Annotated in this window: 12 protein-coding genes and 1 tRNA gene; 5 read left to right on the forward strand and 8 right to left on the reverse strand. The window is 72.5% G+C overall.

The features are described 5' to 3' along the window. The first annotated feature begins 112 nt into the window (after window positions 1-112). Window positions 113-604: an inorganic diphosphatase gene (locus LCD33_RS19580; protein WP_224959732.1), complete on the forward strand. Its 492-nt coding sequence runs from the start codon at window positions 113-115 to the stop codon at window positions 602-604. 276 nt (window positions 605-880) lie between these two features. Here LCD33_RS19580 and LCD33_RS19585 read toward each other — a convergent pair whose 3' ends face one another. Continuing rightward, entirely contained in the window at window positions 881-2,371 is a 1,491-nt protein-coding gene (locus tag LCD33_RS19585; protein ID WP_224959734.1) for a hypothetical protein, read from the reverse strand. Between the two features lie 165 nt (window positions 2,372-2,536). Between LCD33_RS19585 and LCD33_RS19590 the strand changes: the two genes are divergently transcribed. The 3 genes from LCD33_RS19590 (at window position 2,537) to LCD33_RS19600 (ending at window position 5,131) form a co-directional block, all read left to right on the forward strand. Continuing rightward, a tRNA-Thr gene (locus tag LCD33_RS19590) sits at window positions 2,537-2,610 on the forward strand. A 789-nt stretch (window positions 2,611-3,399) separates the two neighbouring features. Further along, a complete protein-coding gene (locus tag LCD33_RS19595; protein WP_224959736.1) occupies window positions 3,400-4,233 on the forward strand; it encodes a DUF4231 domain-containing protein in 834 nt (277 codons plus the stop codon). A 166-nt stretch (window positions 4,234-4,399) separates the two neighbouring features. Continuing rightward, entirely contained in the window at window positions 4,400-5,131 is a 732-nt protein-coding gene (locus tag LCD33_RS19600; protein WP_224978129.1) for a hypothetical protein, read from the forward strand. 61 nt (window positions 5,132-5,192) lie between these two features. On the opposite strand, the gene LCD33_RS19605 is transcribed toward LCD33_RS19600, so the two are convergent. From LCD33_RS19605 to LCD33_RS19625, 5 genes are all read right to left on the reverse strand, one after another. Then, the gene (locus LCD33_RS19605; RefSeq protein ID WP_224959740.1) at window positions 5,193-6,434 is read right to left on the reverse strand and encodes a DNA polymerase III subunit delta'; all 1,242 of its coding nucleotides are present in this window, start codon (window positions 6,432-6,434) and stop codon (window positions 5,193-5,195) included. A gap of 96 nt (window positions 6,435-6,530) precedes the next feature. Continuing rightward, window positions 6,531-9,485, reverse strand: coding sequence for a type I DNA topoisomerase (topA, locus tag LCD33_RS19610; RefSeq protein ID WP_224959742.1), 2,955 nt, complete (start codon window positions 9,483-9,485; stop codon window positions 6,531-6,533). A gap of 190 nt (window positions 9,486-9,675) precedes the next feature. Then, window positions 9,676-10,260, reverse strand: a complete 585-nt coding sequence (locus tag LCD33_RS19615) for a hypothetical protein (RefSeq protein ID WP_224959744.1) — start codon at window positions 10,258-10,260, stop codon at window positions 9,676-9,678. 96 nt (window positions 10,261-10,356) lie between these two features. Then, window positions 10,357-11,028, reverse strand: a complete 672-nt coding sequence (locus LCD33_RS19620) for a hypothetical protein (protein WP_224959746.1) — start codon at window positions 11,026-11,028, stop codon at window positions 10,357-10,359. A gap of 190 nt (window positions 11,029-11,218) precedes the next feature. Next, complete coding sequence (locus LCD33_RS19625; RefSeq protein WP_224959749.1) at window positions 11,219-13,528, reverse strand: sodium-translocating pyrophosphatase; 2,310 nt, start codon at window positions 13,526-13,528, stop codon at window positions 11,219-11,221. Window positions 13,529-14,102: 574 nt separating this feature from the next. Here LCD33_RS19625 and LCD33_RS19630 point away from each other — a divergent pair. Continuing rightward, window positions 14,103-16,466: a DEAD/DEAH box helicase gene (locus LCD33_RS19630; protein WP_224978131.1), complete on the forward strand. Its 2,364-nt coding sequence runs from the start codon at window positions 14,103-14,105 to the stop codon at window positions 16,464-16,466. Window positions 16,467-16,601: 135 nt separating this feature from the next. Here LCD33_RS19630 and LCD33_RS19635 read toward each other — a convergent pair whose 3' ends face one another. Continuing rightward, window positions 16,602-17,249, reverse strand: a complete 648-nt coding sequence (locus LCD33_RS19635; protein ID WP_224966666.1) for a bifunctional DNA primase/polymerase — start codon at window positions 17,247-17,249, stop codon at window positions 16,602-16,604. Window positions 17,250-17,597: 348 nt separating this feature from the next. Continuing rightward, window positions 17,598-18,094: Rv3654c family TadE-like protein (locus LCD33_RS19640; protein ID WP_224978132.1), on the reverse strand; the 497-nt coding region annotated here is incomplete at its 5' end.

Consider the following 18,094-nt stretch of genomic DNA (forward strand, 5'->3'; position numbering starts at 1 on the left):
TCAGGACACTGGCGATGTACGGGACCGGGATGCGGGACCGGCCTGGCAACGGCGGCCGGACGGTCGGGCACGGTCTCGACGAGCAAGCTGGCTAGAACGAGTGAGGAACCGCGTGGACTTCGACGTCACCATCGAGATCCCCAAGGGGAACCGGAACAAGTACGAGGTGGACCACAAATCCGGCCGGATCCGGCTGGACCGGACGTTGTTCACCGCCACCCAGTACCCGGCCGACTACGGCTTCGTCGAGGACACCCTCGGTGAGGACGGCGACCCGCTGGACGCGCTGGTGCTGGTGCAGGAGCCCACCTTCCCAGGGTGCTTGATCACCGCGCGCGCGATCGGCATGTTCCGGATGCGCGACGAGAAGGGCGGCGACGACAAGGTCATCTGCGTCCCCTCCGACGACCCGCGCCAGGAGCACCTGCGCGACATCCACCACCTGGCGGAGTTCTACCGGTTGGAGATCCAGCACTTCTTCGAGGTGTACAAGGACCTCGAACCCGGCAAGAGCGTTGAAGGCGCCACCTGGGTCGGCCGCACCGAGGCCGAAGCCGAGATCAAGCGGTCCTACGAGCGGGCCAAGGAGCAGGGCGACCACTGACGCCCTGAGCAACCCGAAGGCCCTTCCCGATGGGGAGGGCCTTCGTCGCGTCCGGGGGCGGTCCACGCCGCCGGACGACCGGCCGAGCGGTGCCGCCCCCGCGGACCCGGCCCCGTCGCGGACCGGCGAAGCGGGCGCTGCTCGCCGCCCGCGCCCCGGATCCGCTCCACCGAGCAGGCCACCCGCACCGGACCCGGCCGAGCCGCACGAGCTCAGCAGGAGCAGCCGCGGCTCACCGTCGCCGTCCCCCGGTTCGGGGCCGGGGGCCGACGGCGGTCACCCCTGGCGGCGCGGCACCGCGGCCACCAGCACCGAACCGAGCAGCAGCAGGCCCGTCCCGGTCCAGAACAGCGGGATCGTGTAGTACGCACCGCTGGTCTTGGCCAGCGGCGGAGCGGCGGCGCCCTGCGCCGGTGGCGCGGGCTGCTCGGGAGCGGGGGCCGGCGGCACGTCGCAGTGCACGCCGCCCGCCGGTGCCCCGGCGCGGGCCGTCTGCTCGCCGAAGGAGACCTCCGCCAGCGCCGCGTCCGGCATGCCGAGCGCCGTGCCCGGCAGCAGCTTCAGGTCGAACATCCGCGCACCGGCGCGCAGCTCGGTGCCGTTCGCCTCCTGGGTGAGCTCGCCGATGCTCAGCCGCAGCACCCCGAGGTCGAGCACGCGGTCGTTCACCGCCGGACCGACGACCGGCAGCTCGCCCGGCACGCCCGGCAGCCCGATCGGCAGGTCCGCCTGCGGGTTCGCCGCGTCGAGCTCCGCGAGTTCCCGCCCGCCCTGGGTCACCCGCAGCACCGGGGCCTCGTAGTCCACGGTGGACGTGGCCGGATCACCGGTGGCGGTGACGGTCAGCGTCGGCTCGCTCACCACGTCGACCCGCAGCTCCTGCGGCGTGCCGGACAGCAACCGCACGCTCGCCAGCCGCATCGTGGAGGTGGACCGCACCGCCTTGCCCGCCGAGCCCGGCACGTCGACCAGTTCGATCTTGGAGTGCGCACGCACCGCGTCCGGCACGTGCACCAGCGAACCCGCGCCCGATTCGGTCGGTCCCCCACCGGAGAGCAGACCGCCGAGCCGGGCGGGCGACCCCGGGGCGCCCGCGAGCGCCGCGTGCTGGTCGCCGTCCTGCTGCGGGGTGTCCGGCAGCGCGGGCAGCACGTTCACCGCCGACAGGCTCGCCAGCGAACTGCTCGCCTCCGAGATCGGCGAGACGCACGGTCCGAGCCGCTCGTCCCACCTGGCGTGCGCGCTGCCCTCCAGCAGCCCCAGCTTCACCAGCGCGTCCGCCGGGGACGGCGGCGGCTGCACGCCGGTGGTCGTCGGCTCGGCGTGGTCCGGCACCGCGGTCTGCGCGACCGACGCGCCCGGTACCTGCGGCGCGTACCCGCCGATCGCGGCGCCGAACGGCGAGGCCTCGGCGGTCGAGCGCTCGGTGGCCAGGTACGCCTCGGAGTTCGCCGTCGACTTCGCCAGCCCGAGCCCGAGTTCGAGCAGCGCCTGCTTGCGCAGCGCGTCCTCGTACGCGGGATCGTCGAAGATCGTCTCTCCCGGCACCGCGCCGGGCAGCACCCGCAGCACGCCGATCCCGGTGCCCACCTCGGCCGTGATCGGGCCCGGCTGGGCCGGCCCCTCGGAAGCCGGGGGCTGGTCCGGGTCCACCGGCGTCGGCACCGGCGTGGTCTGCGCGAACGCTGCGGGCAGGCTCAGCCCGGCGACGGCCAGCGACACCGTCGTGGCGGCGGCGAAACGACGCAGCGGTCGAGCTGATCGCATCCGACCTGCCTTCCCTAGAAGAAGTGGTGACGAGCGTCACCGAATCTCTCAACGACGGGCTCCCGTCCGAGTGACGCCCGATTTCAGCGCAACCGGTGACGCACGACCGGGCCGCCAACCCCTTCGCCGGGCCGTCGCGGCCACCCGCTACACTTGCTCCGCAACGCCGCCTTAGCTCAGTCGGCCAGAGCGACGCACTCGTAATGCGTAGGTCGAGGGTTCGATTCCCTCAGGCGGCTCGCCGAGAAGACCGCAGGACCACCCCGGTGGACCTGCGGTCTTTTCTTCGTCCTCCCCCGTCGGCTCCGCGACCGCGCGCCCGCCGTGACCGCGACCGGCTTTCCCGGGCCCCCGGCAGCAGTCCATTCCCGGAATGCGCGGGACCACCCATTCCCGCCACCGGCCGCCGAATTGCGCATTCGACGAAAGCCCGCGGAGATCGTCCCGCCCGCCCTCGGGCATTCCGCCACACCGAACTGAACTGCCGGAACGGCGAATCCGGCAGAATCGGCCCCGCCCGCGCGAGGGACGCGCGGACGGGCACCACCTCCCGTTCGGAACTCCCGGAAAAGCCATGCGCGAACCGCGCCCCGAAATACGTGCCGAGACCGGACGAGACCAGGATCCGAACGGGTCCGAGCACCACGCGCACCGCTCCGCCGCGCCACCCCGGACCACCTGCGACACCGGCCGCCGCGACACCGGGGAATCCCCCGGCACGCGCCCCCGCGCCCCATAGCAGGCAGGTGCGATGCGCCGACCGTGGCCCACGTGGTTGGGCCGGACGGGTGCGCTGCCACAGTGGAGAGCCCCGATCCGGGGCGAGTAGTCGCGGCGACTGAGTACTTGCGCCATCGGCTGTTATCACTGGCAGGTTTCGGCGAAGATTCCTCCCGGCCGACCTGCAGTGATCACATGGCGCAACAGGGTGTAGGCCGATCAGCCCAATCAGCTATCACCCGACCGGTCGATTGTCGTCGTACTTGGGGAACTACTTCGATCACAGTGACGCCGGAAGGATCGATGTGATGGAGCGTTGGGACGCGGGCACGGGCATCATTGGGGGCGGGGTCATCGCCGGGGAAACCCAGCCGCAGGACTGGGAGCGCCGCATCAGCGAGCTGTCCGAACAGCTCTACCGAGCGCGCATCCTGCAACGACTCCTGCTGATCTGGACCTGTCCGGGGAACGTGGCCCTCGCCGGACTCTCGATCTCCGGGATCGTGCTGCTCGCACCACCGGTGGCGGTCTCGGTGCTGGCCGTGGCGATCCCGGTCGGCTCGGTCGCCGCGTCGGGGCGCATCGCCTACCGGCACCACTTCGCGGTGCGCGCGGTCGCCTCCGAACTGCGCGAGCTGGAACGCGCGCACCGCGAGCACCAACTCGACGAGTGGAACGCGGGCGACCTGCTCGGCATGCGCAAGCGCTACCGGGCCGACCTGCCGGACGTGATCGAGCGCTACCGCGCCGAAGCGGGCAGGCACCGCTGGAAGGACCACGTGCTGCACACCGTGGTGATCGCCGGCTCGATCATCAGCGCCACCGTCACCGCGGCCTCCGCCGCGGTCGTCGGCGCGCGCTGGGCCGCGGTGGCGATCAGCCTGCTGGTGGCGGTCGCGGCGGCGTTCGGCGGCTACGCGAAGTACCGGGAGCGCGCGGCGAGCCTGCAGCAGACCGCCGACGTGCTCGAACGCGAGTACCACTCGGTCGAATTACGCGCGGGCCGCTACAGCAGGTTCGACGACGAAGGCGACGCGTACGCCGAATTCGCCGACACCGTCGAGTCGCTGCGCGAGGAGCAGGCGAAGCGCCAGCAGCACCTCAACCAGTCCATCGACGTGACCTCCGTCGCCGGACAGTAGTTCCAAGATCTTCCGCCTCACACGAACGGGTCGGAAACCGGCCGCTCAGCGCACTCCCCGTCGACGCACCGCGACGGCTGTGATCGCTGATTAGTGGCCGGTCCCGGCTCCGTACGCTGCGACCTCTGGCGCACAGGTGAGGGCCTGTGCAGAGAGGAGCAAGGCGATGAAACGCAGCCTCACCACGGCCGCCGCCGTGCTGGCGGGCGCCGGCGCCGTCGGTTTCGCCGGCACCGCGCACGCCGACTCGCAGTTCCCGGCCGAGCTGCCGGTGGACAACGGGGTCGCCCAGACCGCCTTCCACGCCGCCGGAACCGTGCACGGCGTGCAGCAGACCGTCGGCGACGTGGTGCGCGCGCCGCAGGCCCTCGCCGAGCAGGCGGGCACTGCCACCGGCCGCACCGGTGACGGCAACGTCATCGGTGACGCGCTGCAGGACTTCACCCAAGCCCACACCCATCCGGTCGCCACCCAGGGCGCCCACCTCCCGATCGGCGGCGTCATCCCCGCCCAGCAGAGCGCCCGTTCCGGCGCGACGCCGGTGGACGGCCTCGCGAAGGACGAGAACGTGCGCGGCATCGTCGACACCATCGACGACTTCGGCACCTCGATGATCGGCCTCATCAACGCGCTGCCCGCGGACCAGGTGAACACCACCACCGACTCCCAGAGCGGGCAGCCCGGCAAGCCCGGCACCAGCGGTCAGAACGGCTCCAACGGCGAGGACGGTGGCGACTCCACCGCCACGGCCCCCACCACCAAGCCCACCGTGGGCGGCACGCCCAAGGGCGGCCTGCTCGACCTGAGCAACGCGGGCGGTGCGGTCGGCAAGCCGCTGGCCGACGGCCTCAGCGGCACCCCGTTGGCGGGGCTCGCCAACCTCGATCAGCGCGGCTGATCACGCAAGCCACGGCCCCCGCGCTCTGGGAGGAGAGCGCGGGGGCCTTTCCCTGCGCCCGTCAGCCGTGGTGCAGGGTCGCGACCATCGCCTCCACCGCGATGATCGGCTTCACGTTCTGGGTGAGCGCGGTGCGGCACTCCAGCACCGCCTCCAGCCGCCGCAGCGTCGACTCCGACGTCCACTGCGATGCGGCCTTCGCCACGTCCGAGGCGTAATCCGGGTGGTTCAACGACGCCGGTGACCCGGACCGGGAGACCAGCACGTCGCGGTAGAACCCGGCGAGGTCCACCAGCGCCAGGTCCAGGGCGTCGCGCTGCGAGCGCGTCGCGCGCGACTTCTGCTTCTTCTCCAGCTCCTTCAGCGCCGCGTTCGCGCCGCGGGTCGCCGAAGCCGTGCCCTTGCCGGTGCCGCCCGCACCCATCGCGGTGCGCAGCTCGTCCTTCTCCGCCTCGTTGCGGTCCTCGTTCGCCGAGGTCGCCTCCGACTCGGAGGACCTCACCAGCCCGCTCGCCGCGGTGAACACGTCCGAGAACCGGCGCAGCCCCACCGGGATGCTCAGCACCCGGTCCCGCCGCTCCCGGGCCTCCGGATCGGTGGCCAGCCGCCGAGCCCGCCCGATGTGCCCGCCGCACACCGAAGCCGCCCACCGGGCCATCTCGTCGCCGACGTCGTCGCGCTCCCGCAGCACCTCGGCGATCGACCCGGCCAGCGGGGTGCGCAACTGCATCGCGCGGCACCGGGAGCGGATCGTGACCGGCACGTCCTCCGGGTGGTCCGACGGCGCGCACAGCAGGAAGACCGTGCGCTCCGGCGGTTCCTCCACCGCTTTCAGCAGCGCGTTCGCCGCGCCTTCGGTGAGCCGGTCGGAGTCCTCGATCAGCACCACCCGCCACTGGCCGGTGGTGGGGCGGCGCGCCGCGGCCTGCACCAGGGCCCGCATCTCGCGCACCGAGATCGTCAAGCCCTCCGGCACCACGACCTTCACGTCCGCGTGGGTCCCCGCCACCACCGTCCGGCACGCCGCGCAGCGGCCGCAGCCCGGCGCCTCGCCCGGTTCCAGGCACTGCAGCGCGGCGGCGAACGCCCGGGCGGCCACCGAACGACCCGAACCGGGCGGCCCGGTGAACAGCCACGCGTGCGTCATGGCGCCCGCGGGCGCGGGCTCGCCGCGGACCTGGAGGTGGGCGGCCTGCGCGGCGGCGAACAGCGTGCGCACCGCGTCGGGCTGGCCGACGATGTCCGCCCACACCCCGGTCGCCGGGGGGACTTCGCCCGCTACCGGGTCGGGGACCTGCGCCACCACGTCACCTCCGGGGTCGTCGCGCCGCCTGCGTCGACACGCACTGTACGAGGCCGCGCCGACACCGGATCAGCGACCCGGCGCCCGGAGCCGCGGTCAGCTGCCGCTGGTGGACGAGGTGCTGCGGCTCGACGAGGACGAGCGGGAGCCGCTCGCCCGGGACGCCGGGCTCTTCGCCGACTTCGCGGTGCTGCTCTTCGCCGCGCCGGACTTCGCGGTGGTGGACTTCGACGTCCCCGACTTGGTCGCGGTCGACTTCGACGCCGTCTTGGTCGTCGACTTCTTCGCCGTCGTCTTCGTGCCGGTGCTCTTCGTCGACTTCGCCGTGCTGGTCTTCGCGGTCGACTTCGTCGTCTTCTTCTTCGCCGGGGCCTTCGCCCGCCGCTCCGCGATCAGTTCGACGGCCCGGTCCATCGTCAGCGACTCGACCTCGTCGCCCTTGCGCAGCGAGGCGTTCGTCTCGCCGTCGGTGACGTACGGACCGAACCGGCCGTCCTTGATGACCAGCGGCTTGCCGGTGTCCGGCTCGTCGCCGAGCTCCCGCAGCGGCGGGGCCGCGGCCCGGCGGCCGCGCTGCTTCGGCTGGGCGTAGATCTTCAGCGCCTCGTCGACGGTGACGGTGAAGATCTGGTCCTCGGTCTCCAGCGACCGCGAATCGGTCCCGCGCTTGAGATACGGGCCGTAGCGGCCGTTCTGCGCGGTGATCTCCTCGCCGGACTCCGGGTCGGTGCCCACCACCCGCGGCAGCGACAGCAGCTTCAGCGCGTCGTCGATGGTCACGGTGTCCAACGACATCGACTTGAGCAGGCTGCCGGTGCGCGGCTTCGACTTGTCCCCTTCGGGGAGGACCTCGGTGACGTACGGGCCGAACCGGCCCTCCTTCGCCATCACCTCGTGCCCGGTCGCCGGATCGGTGCCGAGGCTGCGGCCCTCCATCGGCGTCGCGAACAGCTTCTCCGCGACCTCCGAGCTGAGCTCGTCCGGCGGCAGGTCGTCCGGCAGGTTCGCCCGCTGCGACTCCTCCGCGTTCAGCGGACGCTCCAGGTACGGGCCGTAGCGGCCCACCCGCACGTAGACGGTGCGGCCCTCGTCGTCGGTGAACATCGGGATGGAGTTCACCTCGCGCGCGTCGATCTGCTCCACGCTGGAGCCGACGAGCTTCTTGAGCCCGCCCGCGCGGCCGATCGAATCACCCGGCCCGACCTCGCCGCCGAAGTAGAAGCCGGACAGCCACTTGGTGCGCTGCTGGCGGCCCTCGGCGATGCGGTCCAGCTCGTCCTCCAGCGCCGCGGTGAAGTCGTAGTCCACCAGCCTGCCGAAGTGCTGCTCCATCAGCCCGACCACGGCGAACGCCACCCAGGACGGGACCAGCGCGGAACCCTTCTTCCACACGTAGCCGCGCTCCTGCACGGTGCTGATGATCGACGCGTAGGTGGAGGGGCGGCCGATGCCCAGCTCCTCCAGCGCCTTCACCAGGCTCGCCTCGGTGTAGCGGGCCGGCGGGTTCGTGTTGTGGCCGTCCGGCTCCAGCTCGGCGGCGGTGATCGCCTGGCCCTGGCTGAGCCGCGGCAGCCGCGATTCGGCGTCGTCGGCGACGCCACCGGCCTCCGAGTCCACCGATTCCACGTACGCCTTGAGGAACCCGGCGAAGGTGATCGTGCGGCCGGACGCGGCGAACGTGCACTCCTCACCGGAGGTCGCCGTACCGGTGATGCGCACCGACAGCGTGGTGCCCTTCGCGTCCGCCATCTGCGAGGCGATGGTGCGCTGCCAGATCAGCTCGTAGAGCTTGAATCCGTCCACGTCCAGCTCGTTCGCGACCTGGCCGGGGGTGCGGAAGCTCTCGCCCGCCGGGCGGATCGCCTCGTGCGCTTCCTGGGCGTTCTTGACCTTGCGGTTGTACTGGCGGGGCTGCGGCGACAGGTGGCTGTCCCCGTAGAGCTCCCTGGCCTGGTTGCGCGCCGCGGTGATCGCCGTCTCGGACAGCGTCGTCGAGTCGGTTCGCATGTAGGTGATGTAGCCGTTCTCGTACAGCCGCTGCGCGGTGCGCATCGTGCGATCCGCCGAGAAGCGCAGCTTGCGGCTCGCCTCCTGCTGCAGGGTGGAGGTCATGAACGGCGCGTACGGCTTCCGCGTGTACGGCTTCTCCTCGACGCTGGAGACGCTGAGCCGGGCGTCGGTCAGCGCCGCCGCGAGGCGCCGCGCCGCAGGCTCGTCCAGCGGCTTCACGTCGGCGTTCTTCAACCGGCCGTCCGGGCCGAAGTCGCGGCCGGTGGCCACCTTCGCCCCGTCCACGGTCACCAGCCGGGCGCCGAAGCGCGGCGGCTCGGCGCTCGCCCCGGCGTCCATCGTCGCCGAGATGTCCCAGTACGAGGCGGGCACGAACTTGATGCGCTCCCGCTCCCGCTCGACCACGATCCGGGTCGCCACGGACTGCACGCGGCCCGCCGAGAGCTTCGGCATGACCTTCTTCCACAGCACCGGGCTGACCTCGTAGCCGTACAACCGGTCCAGGATGCGACGGGTCTCCTGCGCGTCCACCAGGTCCTGGTCGAGGTCGCGCGGGTTCGCGGCGGCGGCCTGGATGGCGGATTCGGTGATCTCGTGGAACACCATGCGCCGCACCGGCACCTTCGGCTTCAGCGTCTCCATCAGGTGCCAGGCGATGGCCTCGCCCTCGCGGTCGCCGTCCGTGGCGAGGTAGAGCTCGTCGACTTCCTTCAGCGCGTCCTTCAACTCGCTGACCGTCGACTTCTTGTCCGCGGTCACCAGGTACAGCGGCTCGAAGTCGTTCTCCACGTCCACGCCGAGGCGCGCCCAGGACTGGCCCTTGTACTTGGCGGGCACGTCGGCGGCGCCGCGCGGCAGGTCGCGGATGTGGCCGCGGGAGGACTCGACCACGAAGTTGGTGCCGAGGTAAGAGGCGATCTTGCGTGCCTTGGCCGGGGACTCGACGATGACCAACCGCCGACGTCCGGAGTCCGTCCCGCCGGAGGACCCCGAAGCCCGGCCGTTACCGCCGCTCTGCTTCGCCCGTGTCGACCCAGCCACGCTTACCTGCTCTCTTCTCGCGGAGGCGTCCGATCCGCCAGTGTGCACCGCATACCACCCCGGATGCCGCACCCAGGGACGCACAGCGTGGCACACAACACGCCTGCGCTCGCGTCTTCCGTTCCGTACGAACGTATCGGGTGCCGGTCCTGTTCCGTTGCGTGACCTGCCCCGACCTGTGGCGTGATCGTCAGGAGACGAGCGGCCACGTTCGCTCGATCGCACCATCGGGGGTCGGACCGACCAGCTCCGCGAGCCGCTCGATCCGGCGCCGTCCGGTGACGCGCAGCGCTGGTCCGCCCGCTCGCGGACCCGTGCAGCGCGCGGGCAGTCCGGCCCTGGCCAGAGCCGCCGCCAACGGCTCGTAGGTCTCCGGCGCGTGCGGGTCCAGGCCCAGCAGGTACCCGCCCGGCACCGGCCTCCCCGCGGTCAGCGCCCACAGCCGCAGCGCCGCCCCGTCGGGGGCGAAGTCCGCGGGGACCGACTTCACCGCGCCGCGCAGCCACTGCCCGGCCAAGCCGGTCAGGTCGGCGCGGAACGCGGTGCGCACCAGCGGGTGTCCCTCTTCGGAGCGACCGAGCTCGGCGGCCACCCCGCGGTCGGCGCAGGCGCGCGCCAGCGACCGGGCGCGCCAGTCGTCGGCGACGACCACGGACAGCCGGGCCGCGGTGCCGCGACCGAACCCGACGGCCTGGCCCGGGCCGCACAGCAGTCCCGCGAGGTCGGCCACCCGGGGGTGGCGAGCCTCCGCGGAGAAGAAGGACAGCTGGTCCACGATGCGTGATCGTAGAACGTCCGTTCGAGCTTGACCAGGGCCCTCCGCCCGGACGAGGGATCGATCGACCTCGTTCGGGCGGAGTCGCCTGCCGGGTCAGCCCGGGGGCTGCTGCTGGGGCTGCTGTTGCTGCTGCTGTTGCTGGAGCTGCTCCTGCTGAGCGGCCGACTGCGTCAACTGCTGGCACTGCGGCGCCTTCATCGCGGCGTCGTTGAGCTGCTGGTTCTTGGAGAACTCGGCGAACTGCGCGCTGAAGTCGAGCTGCTGGCCCTTCTTCAGCTCCTCCTGCACCCCGGTCATGCCCGTGGTGAACGCCTGCTCGTTGGAGGTGTCGACCTGCTCGGCCTTGCCCTTCGCCGCGGAGAGGATGTCGCGGACCTGGGTGAATCCGTCCACGAACGTGGTGGCCACCTGGTCGGCGCCCGCGATCGGCGACGGGCCGATCCGCTGGAGCCCGGTGACCGTCTGGTCCGCGGCGTCGTGCGCAGCGGTCATCTGCGCGATGGACGACGCCTTGAAGGTCTCGGTGTTCGTCTTGTCCACCTGCGGGGCCTGCTGCTGCGAAGCGGAGAAACCGCCGACGAGACCGCACAGCTCGCCGGTCCAGGCCACGCCGTCGGAACTCGCCTGCGCGGGCTTGCCCTGCTCCTGCTGCTGGGGCTGCTCCTGCTGCTGCGGGGCGGGCTGCTGCGGTTCGCCCTGGGAGCAGCCGGCCAGCGCCAGCGGGACGGCGGCGAGCACCGCGACGGAGGTCGAACGGATATTCATGCGCATTCCCTCAGGTCGGGTCGGCGTGCTCCCCGACTCTCCCGCACCAGCACGGCCGCCCCCGGAACCGGGGCCCCGCCGACCGGAGTCCGCCCAGCGCACAGCGGAGGGGGGCCCCCCCCGCCCGCCCCCCCCCCCCCCCCCGCCCCCCCCCCCCCGCCGCGGCGGGGGCCCGCCCGGCGGCCACCGATCAGGTCGCGCCGTTGACGATCTTGTCGTCGTCGGCGGGCGCGTCCGAGATGGCCGTGCTGCGCCGCTTGGACACCACGATGGCGCCCACCACGACCAGCGCCGCCACCACCGCGATCGCGATGCGCACCGCGGGCGACGCCGAATCACCCACCGACAGCGTGACCACCGCAGGGGCGATCAGCACCGACACCAGGTTCATCACCTTGAGCAGCGGGTTGATCGCCGGGCCCGCGGTGTCCTTGAACGGGTCGCCGACCGTGTCGCCGATGACCGTCGCCGCGTGCGCCTCGGACCCCTTGCCGCCGTGGTGGCCGTCCTCGACCAGCTTCTTCGAGTTGTCCCACGCGCCACCGGAGTTCGCCAGGAAGATCGCCATCAGCGTGCCCGTGGCGATCGCACCGGCCAGGTACCCGGCCAGCGGCCCCACGCCCAGGCCGAAGCCCACCGCGATCGGCGCCAGCACCGCCAGCAATCCCGGCGTGGCCAGCTCCCGCAGCGAGTCGCGGGTGCAGATGTCGACCACCCGGTGGTACTCCGGACGAGTGGAGCCGTCCATGATCCCCGGGTTCTGCTTGAACTGGCGCCGCACCTCGTAGACCACGGCACCGGCCGCCCGGGACACCGCGTTGATCGCCAGCCCGGAGAACAAGAACACCACCGCGGCCCCGATCACGATGCCGACCAGCACGTTCGGCGCGAACACCTGGTACGCCTCCGCGGTGATCGTGGTGGAGACCGCGCGCGCGGCCTGCACGATCGCGTCCTGGTAGGCGCCGAACAGCGCGGTCGCCGCCAGCACGGCGGTCGCGATGGCGATGCCCTTGGTGATCGCCTTCGTGGTGTTGCCGACCGCGTCCAGCTCGGTCAGGATCTTCGCCCCGTCGCCCTCGAACTCACCGGACATCTCCGCGATGCCCTGCGCGTTGTCCGCCACCGGGCCGAAGGTGTCCATCGCGACGATCACGCCGACCGTGGTCAGCAGGCCGCAACCGGCCAGCGCGATCGCGAACAGCGCCACCGTCAGCGTCGTGGACAGCAGGAAGGCGCCGAACACCGCCGCGCCGATCACCAGCGCCGTGTACACGGCCGACTCGAAGCCGACCGACAGGCCGGTGAGGATCACCGTGGCGGCACCGGTCTTCGAGGACTCGCCGACGTCCTGCACCGGGCGATGCTCGGTGGCGGTGAAGTAGCCGGTCAGCTTCAGGATCACCGCGGCCAGCAGGATGCCGATGAGCACGGCGGCCAACGCGATCAGCGCCGGGCTGCCGCTGGCGCCGGCGACCTCCGGCGAGGCACCGGCCAGCTCGGCGAACGAGTTCGGCAGGTACACCAGCGCGGCCACCGCGCACAGCACCGCCGAGATCCCCGCGGAGATGAAGAAGGAGCGGTTGATCGCGGTCAACGCGCTCTCCCCCGCCTTGGCCTTCGTCAGGTACACGCCGATCACCGCGGTGACCACGCCGATCGCGGGCACGATCAGCGGGAACAGCAGCCCCTTGAGGCCGAACGCGGCGGTCCCGAGGATCAGCGACGCCACCAGCGTCACCGCGTAGGACTCGAACAGGTCCGCGGCCATGCCCGCGCAGTCGCCGACGTTGTCCCCGACGTTGTCGGCGATCGTCGCGGCGTTGCGCGGGTCGTCCTCCGGGATGTCCTGCTCGACCTTGCCGACCAGGTCCGCGCCCACGTCGGCGGCCTTGGTGAAGATGCCGCCGCCGACCCGCATGAACATCGCCAGCAGCGCGGCGCCGAAGCCGAAGCCCTCCAGCACCCGCGGCGCCTCGCCCGCGTAGACGAGCACGACCAGCGCCGCGCCGAACAACCCGAGGCCGACGGTGGTCATGCCGACCACGCCACCGGTGCGGAACGCGACGCGCATCGCCTTCTCCCGGCCCGCGCCGGGATCGTTCGACGCGGCCGCGACCCGCACGTTCGCGCGGGTGGACAGCCACATGCCGAGGTAGCCGATGGCGGCGGAGAACGCCGCGCCGAACAGGAAGAAGATCGACCGGCCGATGCGTTCGCCGGTGCTGTTCGCGGGGAGCACGAACAGCACGACGAAGACCACGACGGCGAACCCGGCCAATGTCCGGAACTGCCGGTTGAGGTACGCGGAGGCGCCTTCCTGCACCGCCTGCGAGATCTGCTGCATCTTGGCCGAACCCTGGCCGGCCGCCAGCACCTCCTTGATCAGCACGTAGCCGAAGGCCAGCGCCGCCAAGGCGATGATCAGGACCACGCCGACGACGGCGTAGTCGGAGCCGCTGAGTTCGAACGCACCGGGGGCGTTCTGCGCGAGGTCCATCCGGTGCGTCGAGCTCGGTGGTGCAGTGCCCTGGGCGACCCAGCCGGGCTGGACCGGGGACAGCAGGGACATCCGTCCTCCTCGGGTGTGGCTCGGTGGCACGCCGGAGAGGCGGTGGTGCGTCCACTCCGACGCTCGGTACGGCCTCGGCCGCGAGCGGCCCGCCGGGGCCCGTCCGCGATCGATGTCGTGGCCGCGAAGTCTATTCAGGCCTGACGTGTCTTACTTCACGGTGTGATGTGCGCCTCGCAACGACGTGCTGCTTCGTTATCGAGTGATCGATCCAGTTAGGACTTGATCACCCGATCGGACACACTTCTACATGGACCGAACGGGTGACTTCGTGTATCGCGTGTCGCAGCCGGATCGAACCGGCGTGTCGCGGCCCCGGAGACCCGCGCGGACACCACCGCGCGGACGCCTCGGCCGCGCCCGCAGGCCACCTCACACCCCCGCGGCCCGCGCCCCGGGCCACGACGGCGCGGTGGCGGGCGAGTCCACCCGAACGAGATCACCGGGCCGCAGGTTCCGCGTGCGTGCGGTGCGGGAACAGCGCTGTGCGACGCTCGACCACGTGAACTCGGCACACCGGAGAGCGGGCAGGACCGGCAGCGGCAAGCGGCTGCTGGACCGGGTGCTGGCCGGCACGCCCGCGGACGAATCACCGCTGCGGCACGTCGAGCAGCTCGCCGAACGGCCCGCGCAGCACGCGGACTGGCCGGGCTGGGCGCCCGAACCGCTGGTCGAGGCGCTGCGCGCCCGCGGCGCCGAACGCCCCTGGAGCCACCAGGCCGAAGGCGCCGAAGCCGCGTGGGCCGGTGAGCACGTCGTGGTGGCGACCGGCACCGCGTCCGGCAAGTCGATGACCTACCAGCTGCCGGTGCTCACCCGGTTGCTCACCGACGCCCGGGCCACCGCGCTGTACCTGTCGCCGACCAAGGCGCTGGGCGCCGATCAGCTCCGGTCCACCACCGAGCTGGGCCTGGACGGGATCCGCGCCGCCGCCTACGACGGGGACACCCCGTTCGTCGAGCGGGACTGGGTGCGGGCGCACGGCCGGTGGGTGTTCACCAACCCGGACATGCTGCACCACGGCGTGCTCGCCCAGCACTCCCGCTGGGCGCGGTTCTTCCGCAACCTCTCCTACGTGGTCGTCGACGAGTGCCACACCTACCGGGGCGTCTTCGGCTCGCACGTGGCGCTGCTGCTGCGGCGGCTGCGGCGGATCGCGCGGTACTACGGCGCGGAACCGGTGTTCGTGCTCGCCTCCGCGACGGTGGCCGACCCGGCCTCCCTGGGCGAACGGCTGATCGGCGCCGAGTGCCGGGCCGTCACCGCGGACGGCTCGCCGCGCGGCGCCCGCACCGTCGCATTGTGGGAACCACCGCTGCTGGACGACGTGTCCGGCGAGAACGAGGCGCCGGTCCGGCGTTCCGCCGGGAGCGAGGCCGCACGGATCCTCACCGAACTCGTCGTGGAAGGCGCCCGCACGCTCGCGTTCATCCGATCCCGGCGCGGCACCGAGCTCGCCGCGCTGGCCGCCCGCCGCGCCCTGTCCGAAGTGGACGATTCGCTGGTGGACAAGGTCGCCGCCTACCGGGGCGGCTACCTGCCGGAGGACCGGCGGAAGCTCGAACGGGCGCTGCTGAGCGGGGAACTGCTCGCCGTCGCGGCCACCAACGCGCTGGAGCTCGGCGTCGACATCGCGGGCCTGGACGCGGTCGTCGTCGCCGGGTTCCCGGGCACGCTCGCCTCGTTCTGGCAGCAGGCCGGGCGCGCCGGGCGCGACGGGGACGACGCGCTGGTCGTCTTCGTCGCCCGGGACGACCCGCTGGACACCTACCTGGTGAACCACCCGCCCGCCGTGCTGGACCGGCCGGTCGAGTCGACGGTGCTGGACCCGGCGAACCCCTACGTGCTCGAACCGCACCTGGCCTGCGCCGCGGCCGAGCTGCCGCTGGACGAAGCGGCGTTCGAGGTCTTCGGCGGCGAGCCCGCCCGCACCGCGACCGACGCGCTCACCGAGGCCGGAGTACTGCGCAAGCGGCCGCGCGGCTGGTACTGGACCGAGCGGGAACGCCCGCACCGGGAGGTGGAACTGCGCGGGTCCGGTGGGCAGCAGATCGCCGTCGTCGAGGGCGACTCCGGGCGGATGCTCGGCACCGTCGACCCGGATTCGGCGTGCGCCACGGTGCATCCCGGCGCGGTCTACCTGCACCAGGGGCAGTCGTTCGTGGTGGACGAGCTGGACCTGGACGGCGGCCTCGCGCTGGTACACCTGGAGAACCCGGAGTGGCACACCTCGCCGCGCGACGTCGTGGACATCTCGGTGCTCGCCACGGTGCAGGAGCGGAGTCCGGCGCCGGGGATCACGGTGTGCCTCGGGGACGTGGAGGTCACCTCGCAGGTCGTCGGCTACCTGCGAACCCTGCCCTCCGGCGAGGTGCTCGACCAGGTGCCGCTGGACCTGCCCGCGCACAAGCTGGTCACCCGCGCCGTCTGGTACACGATCTCCGACGAACTGCTGACCGACAGCGCGCCGGGGGGCGCCGGGTTGGACCCGGCGCGCATCCCCGGCGCGCTGCACGCCGCCGAGCACGCGGCGATCGGCTTGCTCCCGCTGTTCGCGACCTGCGACCGGTGGGACATCGGTGGTGTCTCCACTGCCCTGCACGAACACACCGGTCGGGCCACGGTGTTCGTGCACGACGGTCATCCCGGGGGAGCCGGCTTCGCCGACCGCGGCTTCGCCGCGTTGTTCCCCTGGTTGGCCGCGACGCGGGAGGCGATCGTCTCCTGCGACTGCCCGGCGGGTTGCCCGTCCTGCGTTCAATCGCCGAAGTGCGGGAACGGCAATGAACCACTGGACAAGGCGGGGGCGGTGGCTGTTCTCGACGTGCTCTCGACCGCGCACGGGGGAGACGCCGGGCAGGGCTAGGGCCTACGGCGGATCGGGTGGGCGAGGGGGTTCGCCGGTCCCCCTCGTCCCCGCCGTCGGTCCCCATCGGGGGTGCCCAGCTGGACGGGTCGGGCGTCCAGTGCCCTGGCGACTCTGGTTCGCGGTCGAGGCGGGCTAGTTGCCCGCGACGACGAGTTCGGCCACGTCTTGGACGGCGTCGGCACCGATGCGCAGGGCGTCACCGATGATCTCGGGGGACGGCAACCGCCACCCGCAGACCTCCGGCTTGACCCGCCAGTGCACGACTCCGTGGTGGAAGGTGCTCGGGGGAACCGGCAGCCAGCTGCCGGCGCTGTGCCTGCGGACCGCTCCGGCCGCGACCAGCTCGGGGCACGCCGCGGTGGCCGAGCCCCCTGCGGCGAGGAAGTACCAGCGGGCGTCCGGGGTCGCCACGATCGGAACCGGAACGCCCAGCGAGCGCAGCGCCCGCGCGGTGCGCCTGCCCAGTTCGGCACCGGTCTCCAGCGCCTCGACCTGGTCACCGGTCGCGACGAGCAGGCTGTACGGCTGCTCGGACCACCACCGGGCGACCTGGTCGACGCCGGCACCGAGCCGGTCCTGCCAGTCCGCGTGCACGGGAACGGGGTGCGCGACACCCGCCGGGTGCGCGGCGTCGGAGCCGGACCAGGCGCGGGCGCCCGCCTCGGAACCGACCGGGAAGGTGCCGGGCAGCACCGACCAGCCGCGAGACGCCAGCTCGATGGCCTGCACCCGGAGCTCGATCCGGAAGGCGCCCGCCCACCCGGTGACACTGGCCTCCACGGCAGCACCGGCTCCTCCGGGAGCGTTCGCTCCGGAAGCGCTGGGCCCCCTGTCCGCTGACCAGTCCATTACCTCTCCTCACTCGACCGTGGCGGATGCCTTCGCACCGGTGTGGCCGCTGCCCCGCGACCGGTCACCTGAGACCGACCACGATGTCGGGATCTCCTGCTCGCTTCCGCTCCATCAATCAACGTCATCCCACCCGGCCTCGTACACCCCCCATGTCGATGACCGGTCGCTCAGCGGCGACGAGCGTCCGGTCGCCGAGAGGGGCGCTGATATGCCGGAGTGTCGGTTCGCGGCGACGTGATCGCGCTCACCGGTCGTTCAGCCGGGGCGCGGGACCGCTCAGCGCGGGCCGCCATCCGGCGAACGGGTGACAGGACCGGCCCTGGCACGCCCGGTGACCTGCGGTGACAGCCCGTCCAGGCCCATCGAGGCCCGAACTTCGACCAGGACGCGCGCGTCGAGACCGGCCAGCTCGCAGTCGAGGACCCGTGCCCGCATCTCCGCCGCGACCCCGCGGGCCGCGGCGCAGGCGGGCGCGCCGCCCTGCTGGGCCCGGGCCGCGGCGGCGAGCGCCGCCAAGTCCGCGGCGCCGTCCGCGCGGTGCCGGGCCAGCATGACCGATCCGAGCACCATGCCGAAACCCACGATCGCGATCACGCCGAGGACGAGGGCCGCGGCGAGCACGGTGGCGACCCCGCGATCGGTGATCTCCTCCCGTTCGTCGCTTCCGAGCAGGTCGTTCCGATCGGCGGGGGGGCGGGCGGGGGGGGGGGGGGGGGGGGGGGGGGGGGGGGGGGGGGGGGGGGGCCGGGGGGGGGGTGGGGGGAAGCTCAGAG

Origin of the sequence: Saccharopolyspora sp. 7B (assembly GCF_020177435.1) — a bacterium.
Taxonomy (GTDB): Bacteria; Actinomycetota; Actinomycetes; order Mycobacteriales; family Pseudonocardiaceae; genus Saccharopolyspora_C; species Saccharopolyspora_C gregorii.

Bases quoted from the DNA above. Each gene is read 5' to 3' on its own strand.
- LCD33_RS19585 (WP_224959734.1), bottom strand. From the start codon at position 2,371: ATGCGATCAGCTCGACCGCTGCGTCGTTTCGCCGCCGCCACGACGGTG.
- LCD33_RS19595 (WP_224959736.1), top strand. From the start codon at position 3,400: ATGGAGCGTTGGGACGCGGGCACGGGCATCATTGGGGGCGGGGTCATC.
- LCD33_RS19600 (WP_224978129.1), top strand. From the start codon at position 4,400: ATGAAACGCAGCCTCACCACGGCCGCCGCCGTGCTGGCGGGCGCCGGC.
- LCD33_RS19620 (WP_224959746.1), bottom strand. From the start codon at position 11,028: ATGAATATCCGTTCGACCTCCGTCGCGGTGCTCGCCGCCGTCCCGCTG.
- LCD33_RS19625 (WP_224959749.1), bottom strand. From the start codon at position 13,528: ATGGACCTCGCGCAGAACGCCCCCGGTGCGTTCGAACTCAGCGGCTCC.